At 76.2% G+C, this 13,091-nt stretch carries 10 protein-coding genes; 1 reads left to right on the top strand and 9 read right to left on the bottom strand.

Going from position 1 to position 13,091, the window contains the following annotated elements:
* Positions 1 to 25 precede the first annotated feature (25 nt).
* On the top strand, positions 26 to 394 hold the full coding sequence (locus ACFVXH_RS08865; protein WP_387821713.1) for a hypothetical protein: 369 nt from the start codon (positions 26 to 28) through the stop codon (positions 392 to 394).
* A 5-nt stretch (positions 395 to 399) separates the two neighbouring features.
* Here the strand turns inward: ACFVXH_RS08865 and ACFVXH_RS08860 are convergent, their stop codons facing one another.
* From ACFVXH_RS08860 to lanKC, 9 genes are all read right to left on the bottom strand, one after another.
* Positions 400 to 1,260, bottom strand: coding sequence for a GNAT family N-acetyltransferase (locus ACFVXH_RS08860; RefSeq protein ID WP_387821711.1), 861 nt, complete (start codon positions 1,258 to 1,260; stop codon positions 400 to 402).
* Positions 1,261 to 1,369: 109 nt separating this feature from the next.
* Positions 1,370 to 3,412 (bottom strand): thioredoxin domain-containing protein, encoded by a 2,043-nt coding sequence (locus tag ACFVXH_RS08855; protein ID WP_387821708.1) that lies wholly within the window; start codon positions 3,410 to 3,412, stop codon positions 1,370 to 1,372.
* Between the two features lie 41 nt (positions 3,413 to 3,453).
* A complete protein-coding gene (locus ACFVXH_RS08850) occupies positions 3,454 to 4,281 on the bottom strand; it encodes an ABC transporter ATP-binding protein (protein WP_079271858.1) in 828 nt (275 codons plus the stop codon).
* A 35-nt stretch (positions 4,282 to 4,316) separates the two neighbouring features.
* Positions 4,317 to 6,500, bottom strand: coding sequence for a prolyl oligopeptidase family serine peptidase (locus tag ACFVXH_RS08845; RefSeq protein WP_387821705.1), 2,184 nt, complete (start codon positions 6,498 to 6,500; stop codon positions 4,317 to 4,319).
* Entirely contained in the window at positions 6,493 to 7,767 is a 1,275-nt protein-coding gene (locus tag ACFVXH_RS08840) for an MFS transporter (protein ID WP_387821703.1), read from the bottom strand. The genes ACFVXH_RS08845 and ACFVXH_RS08840 overlap by 8 nt, the downstream gene beginning before the upstream one ends.
* On the bottom strand, positions 7,764 to 9,713 hold the full coding sequence (locus ACFVXH_RS08835) for an FtsX-like permease family protein (protein ID WP_387821701.1): 1,950 nt from the start codon (positions 9,711 to 9,713) through the stop codon (positions 7,764 to 7,766). Before ACFVXH_RS08835 ends, ACFVXH_RS08840 begins: the two co-directional genes overlap by 4 nt.
* Positions 9,714 to 10,104: 391 nt before the next feature.
* Positions 10,105 to 10,194 carry a class III lanthipeptide gene (locus tag ACFVXH_RS08830; protein WP_198959315.1) on the bottom strand — a complete coding sequence of 30 codons (90 nt, stop codon included), beginning with the start codon at positions 10,192 to 10,194 and terminating at the stop codon, positions 10,105 to 10,107.
* A 51-nt stretch (positions 10,195 to 10,245) separates the two neighbouring features.
* Entirely contained in the window at positions 10,246 to 10,335 is a 90-nt protein-coding gene (locus tag ACFVXH_RS08825) for a class III lanthipeptide (protein ID WP_220450056.1), read from the bottom strand.
* Positions 10,336 to 10,337: 2 nt separating this feature from the next.
* Positions 10,338 to 12,905, bottom strand: coding sequence for a class III lanthionine synthetase LanKC (lanKC, locus tag ACFVXH_RS08820; protein WP_387821699.1), 2,568 nt, complete (start codon positions 12,903 to 12,905; stop codon positions 10,338 to 10,340).
* Between the last annotated feature and the right edge of the window lie 186 nt (positions 12,906 to 13,091).

Here is a 13,091-nt window from a genome sequence, read left to right as displayed (position 1 = left end):
CCACAGCGGCATTGGGGGAAGAGCGATGGGTGACGGCAAGGGATTCACTGTCAAGCCAGGCGAGTTGACCGCCGCCGGGAACAACGCGCTGGCGGTGGCCGGGAAGGTTCCGGAGGAGACGGCGAAGCTCGCGGAGCCGGGCGACAAGGCGGCCGGGGGGCTGGCGGGGTGGCAGAGCGGGGCGGCGTTGCAGGGGTGCGGCACCGCCTGGAAGTCGCTGCTGGACGGGCTCGCCGGCGACATGAAGTCGGCCGGCGGCAACCTTCTCACCTGCGCGCAGACGTACCTCGGCGCCGACCGGCTGCCCGCGCCCGCCACCGCGGCGGCCGCCACCGATCCCTTCGGCACGAAGGTGGCCGGGGTGGCGGGTGTGCATCTGACCAGGGATGCGTAACTCCGTTACCGGGGACGGAAGTCCACGATCAGGGAGTCCTCCACCGGCAGGTAGCCGAGCTGCTGGTAGATGGAGTTGCTGGTCGGGTTGGCGAGGTCGGTGTAGAGCAGGACCTCGGTGGCGCCGTGGGCGAGGAGGTGGGCCGAGACGGCGGCGGTGACGGCGGTGCCGTAGCCGTGGCCGCGGCTTTCGGCGGGGGTGTAGACCGGGCCGATGCGGGACATGCCGGCGAGCACCGGGCTGCTGCCGGCCAGGGCGACCGGGCGGCCGTCGTCCTCCCACAGGTGCAGGCAGCCGTTCGCGGTCCGCTCGTCCACCGCCCTTGGGATGTGGGGGAGTTCGACCTCGACCTCGGCCAGGAACTCCTGGTACCAGCGGATCGCCAGTTCGCGGTCGGCCGGTTCGGCCAGCCGGTGGCGGCCTGCGGGCGGGCGCGGCGGGTTGGTCAACTCGCCGAGCCGGTAGAGCCGTTCGTCGACGCGGACGGACTGTTCGGTGCCGGTGGCCGCCGTCCAGGCGGCGGCGAAGGCGCGGACCGCTTCGGCTCCCCCGCCGACCCCGGTCACCGTGGTGAAGCCGGCTCCGGCGGCGGCCAGGCCGGTCGCCAGTTCGGCGGCCGCGGCCGGCGGCATGAAGGAGAGCCGGGGGGCGAACGGCGGCGTCTGGAGGAAGGCGCCCGCGACCGGACCTCCCTGCTCGGCCCGCCACCAGCCGAAGACCGGCGGCTCGCCGAACACCGTCAGGCCGGACTCGGCCAGCCGGTGCGCGATGGTGAGCAGGACGGTGTTCTCGGCGGGGCGGGCGGCCAGGAAGGCGCCCGCCTGGTCGCGGAACTCGTCGAGGGAGGTGCTGAAAGTCCAGGTCATGGCCCATGGTGGCCCCGGCCGGACCCCGCTCGCCAACGATTATCCGGCCGCCGTCGAACCCCTGCCCGCCCCACCGTCGACGGCTTGCCCGCCCTCGCCGGGGCGCCCGCTACTCGACCGCCGTGCCCAGCTTCCCGGCCAGTTCCGCCGGATCGGTGGTCGGGGCGTCGCAGGCGAAGTGCCGGCAGACGTACGCCGCGGGGGCGCTGCCGACCAGCGGCCGGTCGGCCAGCAGCGGCACCTCGGGCTCCCCGGGCGCGCCGACCGCGACCACCGCTCCCGGCGCCGTCCCGAGCAGCGCGGCCCGTCGCAGCGCCGCGGTGGCCGGGTCGCCGTCCGGGCCGACCACGGCGACCTCGCGCGGCCCGTCGAGCAGCGCCTCGGCGACGGCGAGGCCCCAGCCGATGAACCGCGGTGCCCGGCCGGCGAGGGCGCCGACCACGCCGAGGGCCCGTTCGGCGGCCGTGCGGTGCCGGTCGGAGCCGGTGTACGCGGCGTACGTGAGCAGGGCGCCGGCGGCGGCCGTCCAGCCGGACGGGGTGGCGTTGTCGGTCGGGTCCTGCGGGCGGCGGATCAGCTCCTCGGCGTCGTCGGCGGTGTCGTAGAGCGCGCCGGAGGCCTCGTCGGTGAAGTGCTTGAGCACGGTGTCGAGCAGGCCGCCCGCCAGCTGGAGCCAGGAGGCGTCGCCGGTGACGGCGTACAGCGCGAGGAAGCCCTCGGCGGTGTCCGCGTAGTCCTCCAGCACGCCGGCGTTGGCACCGGCCCGGCCGTCCCGGGAGGTGCGCAGCAGCCGGCCGTCGGGGGTGAGGTGGACGGCCAGCAGCAGGTCGGCGGCGCGTTCGGCGGCCTCGACCAGGTCGGGGCGGTCCAGCAGCGCGCCGGTCTCGGCGAGCGCGGCGACGGCCAGGCCGTTCCAGGCGGCGACCACCTTGTCGTCCCGGGCCGGGGCGGGGCGGGCCGCCCGGGCCTCGGCCAGCCGCGCCCGGATCGTCTCGTACTCGGCGAAGTCCTCGGGGTCGGCGAGGAGTTGGAGCACCGAGGTGCCGTGTTCGAAGGTGCCCTCGGCGGTGACGGTGAACAGCCGGGCGGCGGTGGCCGCGTCGGCGGGGCCGAGCAGGTCGACCAGCTGGCCGGGCTCCCACACGTAGTACGCGCCCTCGGCGGACTGCCCGGTCTCCTCGTCCAGGCTGTCGGCGTCCAGGGCGGAGGCGAACGCGCCCTCGGGCGTGCGGAGTTCGCGCAGCAGGAAGTCCGCCGTGGAGAGCGCGACCCGGCGGGCCAGGGCCGATCCGGTGGCCCGCCACAGGTGCAGGTAGGCGCGCAGCAGCAGGGCGTTGTCGTACAGCATCTTCTCGAAGTGCGGCACCACCCAGCCGGCGTCCACCGCGTACCGGGCGAAGCCGCCGCCGAGCTGGTCGTGGATGCCGCCGCGGGCCATCGCCTCACCGGTGCGGACGGCCATCTCCAGGGCCGCCTCCGAGCCGGTCCGGGCGTGGTGGCGCAGCAGGAACTCCAGCACCATGGCCGGCGGGAACTTCGGCGCGCCGCCGAAGCCGCCGCGGCTCTGGTCGAAGTCCCGGCTGAGGGCCACCAGCGCCTGGTGCAGATCCGCCTCGCCGGGCGGGTTGTGGGCACCGGCCGAGTACACGGCGGCCCGCTGGGCGAGGTCGGCCCGGATCCGCCCGGCGACCTCACCGACCTCCTCCCGCCGGTCCCGCCAGGCGGCCTCCACGCCCTCCAGCACCTGCCGGAAGGACGGCATCCCGTGCCGGGGCTGCGGCGGGAAGTAGGTGCCGAAGTAGAACGGCTCCTTGTCGGGCGTGAGGAACACCGTCATCGGCCACCCGCCCTGCCCGGTCGCGGCCTGCACCGCCTCCATGTACACGGCGTCGACGTCCGGCCGCTCCTCCCGGTCCACCTTGACCGGGACGAACCGCTCATTGAGGTACTCGGCGAGCCCGGCGTCCTCGAAGCTCTCGTGAGCCATGACATGACACCAGTGACACGCGGCGTAACCGACCGACAGCAGAACGGGCACACCGCGGCGCCGCGCCTCATCGAAGGCCTCCGGCGCCCAGGGCCACCAGTCCACGGGGTTGTCGGCGTGCTGGAGCAGGTACGGCGAGGTCGCGTCCGCGAGACGGTTCGGCATGCCCCCCATCCTCCCGCATCCGGCGGTCGGCGCGCGGCAGGTCAGGCCGGTCCGGACCAGTAGCTGATGCCGAGGTTGGCGTCGAAGGTGCGCATCCGCCCGAGCACCTGGTCGGGGGTCGGGCCGAGGAGTTCGTCGACGATGCGGCCGTCGGCGAGGAAGACGACGCGGTCGGCGTACGAGGCCGCCACCGGGTCGTGGGTGACCATCACGACGGTCTGGCCGAGTTCCCGGACGCACCGGCGCAGCAGCGCGAGGATCTCGGCGGCGGAGCGGGAGTCCAGGTTGCCGGTCGGTTCGTCGGCGAAGACGATCCGGGGCCGGCCGGCCAGCGCCCGGACGCAGGCGACGCGCTGCTGCTGGCCGCCGGAGAGCTGGGCCGGGCGGTGGCCGAGCCGGGCGCCGAGGCCGGCCGCCTCGACCAGGGTGTCCAGCCACTGCCGGTCGGGGGTGCGGCCGGCCAGCGTCAGCGGCAGGGCGATGTTCTCCGACACCGTCAGGGTGGGGATCAGGTGGAAGGCCTGGAAGACGAAGCCCACGTGGTCGCGGCGGAGCCTGGTCAGCTGGCCGTCGCTCAGCCGGGTGAGGTCCGTGTCGCCGATCCGGGCGGCGCCCGAGGTGCAGGACTCCAGTCCGGCGAGGCACTGGAGCAGGGTGGACTTGCCGGAGCCGGACGGGCCCATGATCGCCGCGAACTCCCCCTCCCGGAAGGACACCGAGACCCGCTCCAGCGCCACCACCCGGGCGTCGCCCGACCCGTGCACCTTGGTCAGGTCGACGGCCGACGCGGCGGCCGGGGCGTGGTTCGCGGCGGCCCGGGGGCCTCCGGGACGGGACGGGCCTCCCGCGAGGGACTGGGGCTCGGTCATCGGTGGTGCTCTCCTCGGTTGGACACGGGCTGAGGTCAGGACTGCGGTCTGGGCCGGGGGCCGGGCGGGTCGGCGGGCGGGGCTCCGCACGGACCGGCGGGCGGGTCGGCGGGCAGGTCGGCCGGTGGCACCAGGCCGGTGCCGGCGGCCAGCAGGGCGAGGGAGCGGACCGCGAGCTCCCGTCCGGCCGCGGCCGGACGGCCCTGGTGGCCGCCGCTGTCGTGGTGGTCGAGCAGGACCGGCGCCGCCCCGGTGGAGGCCTGTCCGAGCGCCGCGCAGAGCTTCCAGGCGTGCCAGGGCGGCACCCGTGCGTCGTTCGCCCCGGTGGCGAGAAGCACCGCCGGGTAGGCCGTCCCGGGCACCAGCCGGTGGTACGGGGAGTAGTCGAGCAGCGCCCGCAGCGCCTGCGGGTCGGCCGGATCGCCGTACTCCTCCGCCCAGAGCCGGCCGAGGCCGCCGACCTGGTAGCGGGCCAGGTCGGTGAGCGGGGCCACGCACACCGCGGCGGACAGCAGACCGGGCTCCCGGGTGAGCGCGGCGGCGACCACCAGCGCCCCGTTGCTGGCGGCCAGTGCGCCCAGCCCGCCGGCCGGGGCCTCGCCGTGTTCGACCAGCATCGCGGCGGCGGCCCGGAAGTCGTCCACGGTGGCGCTCTTGCCGGGGCCCCGGCCGGCGGCCGCCCAGGCGGGGCCGAGCTCGCCGCCGCCGCGCGCGTGCACCCAGGCGATCCGGCCGCCGGCCCGCAGCCAGGCCTCCATGGCCGGGTCCCAGGAGGGTTCCAGCGGGAGGCCGAAGCCCCCGTAGACGGTGAGCAGGGTGGGCGCGGGGCGGCCGCAGTCCTGCGGCCCGGGGTCGCAGACCGTCACCGGGACGGGCGCGCCGTCCCGGCCGACGGCGGTGAGGGTGCGCAGCGCGGCGCGGCGCTCGGGGGGTTCGACCGGGCCGGAGCCGTCCAGGCTCCTGGTCCAGGTGCCGTACCGGGGGTCGTCGGCGAGCAGCCAGACCGACCCGCCGACCCGCCCGTGCCGGTCGTACGGGGTGGCGCCGAGGCGCAGCCGGGCGGGCCAGTGCAGTGCGGTGGCGCCGTCGCCAGGTACCTCAACCGGCGCCCCGCCGGGTTCCCCACCCGGTATACCGCCCGGCGCCCCGCCCGGCCGGTGCAGGTCGAGCCGGTGGGTGGTCCCCAGTCGGCGGAGCAGCGCCAGGCCGGGCCTCCGGCCGGGGCCGAGCACCCGCAGGGCGGTGACCGGGCCCGCCTGCGCTTCACCGGCGGCGGGCGGTTCACCGGCGGCGGGCGGTTCACCGACGGCGGGCGGCGCGACCACGGCGGGCCCGCGGGTGGCGCCCCGGGCCAGCTCGTCCAGGTCCAGCGCGAGCAGCTCGTCGGCGGCGAGGAAGCAGACCGTCTCGTTCAGGTCCAGGGCGGTGACCCGTCGCCCGTCGAGGTCGAGCGGCTGCCAGTCGGGCACCGCCCGGCCGGTCCACCGGGTGGCCCACCAGCGCGCCGGGCCGGACGGCTGCGGGCGGGTGCGCAGCAGCAGGTTCCCGCCGGGACCGCCGTGGAGGGTGAGCCGGACCGGGCCGGGCACCGGCAGGGCGAGCCGACGGGCCGGGCCGCCGTCCGGGTGGCGGGCCGCCAGGGTGTGCTCGGTGCGGGTGCCGGCGGTGTACACCAGCGCCTCGCCGGTGAAGGCGAGGGTGGCGTACGGGGCCGCGTCGGGCAGGTGGTGGGGCCGGTCGCCCGGGCGGGTGGGGAGCAGGTGCAGGCCGCCGTTCTCGGCTCCGTCCCGGTGCAGTTGGACGGCGATGAACCGGCCGTGCGGCTCGGGCTGCCAGCCGGCGATCCGGTCACCGGGGCCGATGACGCCCTCGGTGGGCGTCCGGCGGGTGCCGTCGGGGTGCCGGACGGTCAGGACGTCGCCGTCCGGGCCGCGTTCGTGGCGGAAGAGCAGGCCGCCGGCCTCGGCGGGCGGGGTGGGCGTCCGGTCGGGCGCCTCCCGTTCCACCCGGTCGAGCAGGGCGGCCCAGGCGGGCTCGTCGGAGCGCTGCGGGCGGGCGGCCAGCAGGCGCCGCTGCTCGGCGAGCCAGGCCCGGGTGCGCGGGGCGTCCGCCTCCTCCAGCCAGCGGTACGGGTCCGCCGGCGTGAGGTGCGGGTCCGCCGGCGCGGGGTTCGGCGCCGCCGGCCCGGGCGGCGCGGCCCGGTGGTCGAGGTCAGCCATGGACGGCCTCCGCGGGGTTGTCGTTCCGTCGTTCCGGGGCACCCCCGGCCCCGGTCGGACCGGCGGCGGGCCCACCACCGGTCCGGCCCGCGGTGGCGGCCAGCCCGACCACGGCGAGGACCACCACGACCACGGCCGCGCCGGCCACCGTGCCGGTCAGTCCGAAAGCGTGGGCGCACAGGCCCGCGAGGGTCGGCCCGGCGGGCGCGACCAGTTGGGCGAGGAAGCCGATGCCGCTGTGCACCCGGCCCTGCAGACCCGGCGGGGTCACCTCCATCTGGGTGACCGCGATCAGCACGGTGACCACCGGCCCGGCGGCCGCGGCGAGGGCCAGCGGAAGGACCGCCGCCCAGTGCCCCTGGGCCAGGGTGAAGCCGGGCAGGGCGAGCGCGACCACGGCCGTGCCGAGGGCGATGCCCCGGGCGGGCGGCAGCCGCCGGGCCAGCGCCGGTGCGAGCAGCGATCCGGCCAGCCCGCCGGTGCCCAGGGCCGCGGTCAGCACCCCGATGTGCACGGCGCCCCCGCCCGAGGCCACCACCACGATCAGCAGCCCGTTGAACACCAGGTTGAGCACGGCCGCGTTGACCACCGCGTAGCGCAGGAAGGGCACCCGCCAGATGAACCGGACGCCTTCGGCCAGCGCGGCCCGGACACCGGGCGCGGCCGGCTCGTCCCCGAGGCGCTCCCGCCTCCCCTTCGGCAGCAGTGCCACGCAGCAGACGGCCGCCAGGTAGCTGCCGGCGTCGACGGCGAACACCCAGGACGGGTGGACGGCCAGCAGCGCACCGCCGGCCACCGGGCCGGCCATCGCCGCGACGGCCGTCCTGCTCTGCAGCAGGCCGACCGCGCGGGGAAGGTGCTCGGGCCGCACGAAGCACCGCACCACCACGTTCTCGACGGGTGCCAGGGTGCTGCCCACCGCGCCGAGCAGCAGGGCGGCGACCAGCACCGCCCACAGCGGCGGCATGCCGCCGGAGGCCGACAGGGCCAGCGCGGCCAGGACGAGTGCGCCGGCCGCGTTGCCGGTCAGCAGCACCGTCCGCCGCTCGCGGCGGTCGGCGAGGACGCCGGCCGGCAGCCGGGCCAGCAGCACCCCGACGGAGAGCGCCGTACCGGCCAGTCCGGCCTGCCGGATGTCACCGCCGGCCCGCAGCGCGACCACCGGGAGGGCGATCACCGAGGCGGCGGTGCCCAGGGCCGAGGCGGACTCGCCGCCGTAGAGCAGCCAGAACGACCGCCCCAGCCCTCCGGCGGCCGCCGCGCTCACGCCGACCCCGTCGCGAACTGTCGCCGGATGCCGCGCAGCGGACGGGCCGCCAGCGCCGCCGGGACGGCGGTGGCGACCAGCACCCCGACCAGGACGCCGACCGTCCACGGCACGTCCAGGGCGGGCAGCACCCCCTGCCCGACGGCCCGGGCCAGCGGCACCAGGCAGATCCCGGCCGTCGCCACCGCCAGGACCGTCCCGACCAGCGCCGAGGCCAGCACCTCGTACACCACGCAGCGCAGCAGCTGCCCGCGGCCGAGGCCGAGGGCCCGCAGGTGGGCGCGCTGGGAACGGCGGTCCCGCTGGGCGATGGCGCAGGTGTTGGCGAGGGCGAGCAGCGCGTACCCGCCCACCACGGCGACGATCAGCCGGGAGGCCATGTCGTCCTGCACGTTGCGCGGCCGCAGGTGGGCCAGGTAGTCGGCCCGCGTGGCGAGCCGCTGGCCGGGCCGCAGCTCCCAGGCGCCCGGGTCACCGCGGAGCAGCACCCGGTCGGCGTACGGGGCCGGGGTGTGCTCGAGGGCGAGGTCGACGGGGAGGACGTACGAGGGGAAGGCCAGGTCCCGCTGGTAGACGGCGACGAGCCGCAGCTGCGCCTGCTGTCCGTCGGCGAGCGTGAAGGTGACGTCCTGGCCGAGCTTCCAGTGGCGCGCGGTGGCCTCGGTGCTGCCCGCGGCGAACGTGCCGGGAGCCAACTCGTCCAGCCGGCCCTGCTGTTCGCCGAGGTCCAGGGCGCTCCGCAGGGCCGCCCCGTCGACGCCCCAGGCGCGGGTGGGCTTGGGCTTGTCGTCGTAGAAGCTGGGCGGCGCGGTCACCTTGGTCGCGATCGGCGCGACGGCCGTCCCGCCGGGCAGGCCGGCGGGCCGGGCGGGCAGCTGGTGGCCCGGCTCGGCCGTCACCACCGCGTCGGCCCGCAGCGCCTGCTCGGTCTGCTGCTGCACGGCGGCCCCGATGGTGGCCCCCGAACCGAGCAGGCAGACCACGGTGCCGACCGCCAGCAGGACGGGCACCGCGATCGCGGCCGTCCGGGCGGGCGCGGCCCGCAGCCCCGCGGCGGCGATCCGGCCGGCCTTGCGGTCGAGCAGCAGCAGCACCGCGCAGCAGGGGCCGACGAGCAGCGGCACGAACCAGGGCGCGAGCACCGCGAGCGTGGGGATGACGGCCGTGGCCAGGCCCATCACCAGCGCGCCCTGGAGCACCGGCGGCAGGTCCATCACGACCATCAGGGCCACGAGCGGCCCGCAGAGCATCAGGACCATGGCGATGCCCGCCACCAGCCGGCCGACGTTGCGGCGGGGCGGGGCCAGGGCCAGCGACTGGTCCTTGAGGAGGTCGATCGGCTGGACCCGGCCGGCCGCCAGCACGCTGGCCAGCGCGGCCAGCACCGCGACCGCGCAGGTGCCGAGGCAGGCGCCGACCGCGATCGCCCAGGTCTGCCCGGCGGAGGGCAGGTCGACCGCGGCGGGGAACAGCTCGCGCTCGATCAGCAGGCGCCGGCCGAACCCGGCCACCGGGACCGTCCCGGCCACCGCGGCGACGGCGGAGGGGGCCAGCGCGACCAGCGCGACGTCCGCGACGACCAGGGCCCGCAGCCGGCCGGCCGTCACCCCGAGGGCGCGCAGCACGGCGAACTGCCCGAGCCGCTGGTTGGTCCAGAGCGCGACCGTCGACCCCGTCACCAGCACCGCCGACATCAGCAGCATCGTCAGCAGCAGGCCCAGCAGGTTCTGCGCGTCCTTGGCCGCCGCCGCGGCGGACGAACCCTCCGGGTAGGACGGGCCGCTGACCGCCGCGAGCAGCAGCAGGCAGGCGCCCACGCCGGTGGCGGTGAGCGCGCAGGCGACCGCGACACCTATGACCCGCCCCGGGTACGCCCGTACCTCGGCGACGCACAGTCGCAGCGCGCCGAGCGGTCCGCTCGGACGGGTAGTCGGTTCTGATGCCACGGCCACGGTTAACTCACCCCAAAACGGTAAACAGAATGCAGAGCCGGGGAAGGCCGCATGTGCCGCGGCCTTCCCCTCTCTGTCACCCGGTACTGCCGGACCCAGGGGGTCAGCAGCTGAACACGCTGTACGAGCTGAACGGGGCGTCGACGACGATCTCCTCGTCGAGCTCCTGAAGCGCCAGAATGTCGGCCATCACAATCACCTCCTCCTCACCGCCTCGCCGGAACGCGGCACCGGGCCACAGGGGTCAGCAGTTGAACGCGCTGTACGAACTGAACGGGGCGTCGACGACGATCTCCTCGTCGAGCTCCTGAAGCGCCAGAATGTCGGCCATCACAATCACCTCCTCCTCACCGCCTCGCCGGTACACGGCACCGGGCTGCCGGGATCAGCAGCTCCAGTAGCTGAGCGAGCTGAACGGGGCGTCGACGACGATCTCCTCGTCGAGCTCCTGAAGCGCCAGGATGTCGGCCATCACAATCACCTCCTCCTCACCGTCTCGCCGGAACGCGGCACCAGGCCACGGACATCAGCAGCTGAACGCACTGACCGAGCTGAACGGGGCGTCGACGACGATCTCCTCGTCGAGCTCCTGAAGCGCCAGGATGTTGGCCATCACAGTCACCTCCCCTCGTCGTCTCGCCGGGACGGGGTACCGGGCTCGGCCCGCTCCGGCGTCCACCCGTGGACGGGGTGGGCGCCGGGGAGCAGGCACTGCCCGGGGCTCTTGGCGGCGGCCAGCGCCAGCAGGGCGCCGGCGGAGCCGGTGGCCAGGTCGGTGGAGAGCCGGATCAGCTGGTCCCCGTGCAGGACGCTGCCGTCCTGATGGGGGGCCAGGTGGAGGTCCACCAGCCGGAGTTGCTCCTCCGCCTCGGCCCGCCAGCGCGGCAGGCGGGCGGCGACCTGGAACAGGGTGTAGGCGAGCCCGGCGCGGCCGTTGAACAGCCCGCCCTGGACGACCACGCGGACCGCGCCGGCCCGGGCCGCGGCCTCCAGCACCCGCTCGGCGTCGAGGGCTTCGGCCTGCGCGGCGGGCAGGGCCAGGACGGCGAGCGCCACTCCGGCCGAGCCCTCCGCCAGGTACGGCAGCAGCCGGCCCGAGCTGTACGTCTGCAGCATGTCGTCGACCAGCCGGCCGTGCCGCAGGTCGCAGCGGACGGCGCGTTCGGCGGCCTCGGCCCAGGCCGTGTCGCCGGTGAGGCGGGCGCAGCGGGCGAACAGCACCGCCGGTCCGGACCAGCCGCGCAGCAGACCCGGGCGGTCCAGCAGCCCGGCCTCGCCGATCCGCCCGGCGGCCTTGGCGGCCAGGGCGAGCGCCTCGTCCGTCGCTCCGGCCTCCAGCAGCAGCTGGGCGACGCCCGTCAGGCCGCCGTACAGGCCGAGCGAGGAGGGCGGCGGGCCGGCCAGCAGCCGGTCCACCACGTTCGCGGCGTCCGGGTGCCCGAGCCGGTGGAACAGCCAGCCGGCTCCGGCCAGCCCGTCGTACAGCCCGACGGGCGTGTCCGCGGGGGCGCGCCGCACGGCGGCGGCGAGCCAGTCCAGCTGTTCCCCGCCCGGTGCGGCCCCGGCCAGGTGCCGGGCGAGGAGCACGCCGGAGGAACCGTACGCCAGCCCGAGCGCGCCGCCGGGGCGCAGCCCGGCCACGTCGCCGGGGTGGAGGCGGTCCTCCCGCTCCGGGGTCGCCGCCGCGTCGATGCCGCGCAGCAGGGCCACGGCGGTGAGCTCCGCCCGGGCGCCGGCCGCGGGCCGGGCCCCGAGGTGGGGGCGCAGTGCCGGGGAGAGGGCGAGCCGCCCCGTCATCCGTTCGGCGAAGCCGGCGGGCACCGTCGGGAAGCACTCCGCGACGAGGTCCAGCAGCCCGCCGACGACGGCCGGGTTGCGCCTGGTGAGCGTGGTCAGCGCGACGAAGGCGGCGAGCTGGCAGCAGCCGAGCGCGAACAGGTCGGCCTCGCGGGCGTCGGTGATCTCCGGGTCGGTGAAGCCGGGCGCCCCGAGGGTGCGTCGGCGCGGGGTGTCCAGCGGCGTCGAGAGTTCGAAGTCGATCAGGGCGACGGTGCCGTCCGGACGGATCATGATGTTGCGGTGGTGGAGGTCCCCGAAGGCCACCCCCTCCCGGTGCAGCGCCGCGACGCACTCCTCGACCAGCGCGAGCCGGGTGACCGCGAGCCCCGCGAAGTCGGCCAGCGCCCGGGCGTCCGGCCGGTGCCGGGTGAGCGGGTACTCCCGGCCCAGCCAGGCGCTGAAGGACTCGCCGGGGATGTACTCCATCACCAGGTAGTGGTGCTCCCAGCTGGTGAAGTACTCGTACAGCTCCGGCACGAACGGCAGGTGGCCGAGCCGCTCCAGGGCGTCCCGCTCGACCAGCAGCCGGGCCACCGCGTCCGTCTCCGAGGCGTCCAGCCCGGCGTGCGGGCGGGCCTCCTTGATGACGACCTGTCGGCCGCCCTCGTCCTCGGCGAGGTAGACCCCGCCGGCGTTGGAGAAGTGCAGCGCCTTGACCACCCGGTAGCGGCCGAGGCCGGCTCCCGCGTCGTCGGCGGCCGCGGCGATCCGCGCGGCCAGGAAGTCCGGGGTGGAGGCCCACTCCGGGACGGTGAAGCGCGGGCGCCTGGCGTCCGGCACCAGCCGGCCGTCCGGGTCCTTCACCGCGGGCACCCTGGTGCCGTCCGGCAGCTCGCACCACATCAGGGCGAAGCCCCCGTAGCGCACCGACACCGGGCCCTGGTTCCACCGCAGGTCGGACAGGACGTACGGGCCGGGGCGGCCGCCCAACGCCTCCTCCAGCTCGGCGAGGACGGTCTCCAGTTCCTCGGCCGTCCTCGGGTAGACGGTGACGACCTTGCCGCTGGCGGACCGGTCGGCGTACTTGGCGTTCGTCACCGCGACCACCAGCCGGCTGCGCAGGTACTTCCAGGGCAGCCCGAGCCGGCGGCAGACCCGCCAGGCCGTCTCGATCGTCTCCTCGGCGGATTCGGGCGTGGCGCTGACGTGGACCTTCCAGCCCTGTTCCGGCAGCTGCGGGGCGCCGGAAGGCGCCAGCACCTCCCACACACCCTGGGTGCGGCCGCGCCAGCCCTCGGGCAGCGCGCCCCCGCCCGGTGTGAACCGGGAGGCCCGGTCGTCACACCGCTCCAGGGCGTCGTACCACACCGGGTCGGCTATCGCATACGACTCGTATTTCGCGTCCACTTCGCCGTCCGCCCCCTTTCGAATATCCGCTGAACCGAATTCCGGTTTCCGCCGGAACCTTCGAAGCTCCGACTCCCCGTTCCGACAGGAACCATCCTTCCCGGACTCCCCGTCATGTGACAACGGTGTTAAGCGGAAACTGAATCCGGCGCATACCAGGCGGAATCCCGGCCTTCACTTCGGGGG

It is taken from the genome of Kitasatospora sp. NPDC058184, assembly GCF_042883725.1.
Lineage (GTDB): Bacteria > Actinomycetota > Actinomycetes > Streptomycetales > Streptomycetaceae > Kitasatospora.
Note: the sequence above shows the minus strand (reverse complement) of the source record. Positions and strands in the feature narration are given on the sequence as shown.

Bases quoted from the DNA above. Each gene is read 5' to 3' on its own strand.
- ACFVXH_RS08865 (WP_387821713.1), top strand. From the start codon at position 26: ATGGGTGACGGCAAGGGATTCACTGTCAAGCCAGGCGAGTTGACCGCC.
- ACFVXH_RS08860 (WP_387821711.1), bottom strand. From the start codon at position 1,260: ATGACCTGGACTTTCAGCACCTCCCTCGACGAGTTCCGCGACCAGGCG.
- ACFVXH_RS08855 (WP_387821708.1), bottom strand. From the start codon at position 3,412: ATGCCGAACCGTCTCGCGGACGCGACCTCGCCGTACCTGCTCCAGCAC.
- ACFVXH_RS08850 (WP_079271858.1), bottom strand. From the start codon at position 4,281: ATGACCGAGCCCCAGTCCCTCGCGGGAGGCCCGTCCCGTCCCGGAGGC.
- ACFVXH_RS08845 (WP_387821705.1), bottom strand. From the start codon at position 6,500: ATGGCTGACCTCGACCACCGGGCCGCGCCGCCCGGGCCGGCGGCGCCG.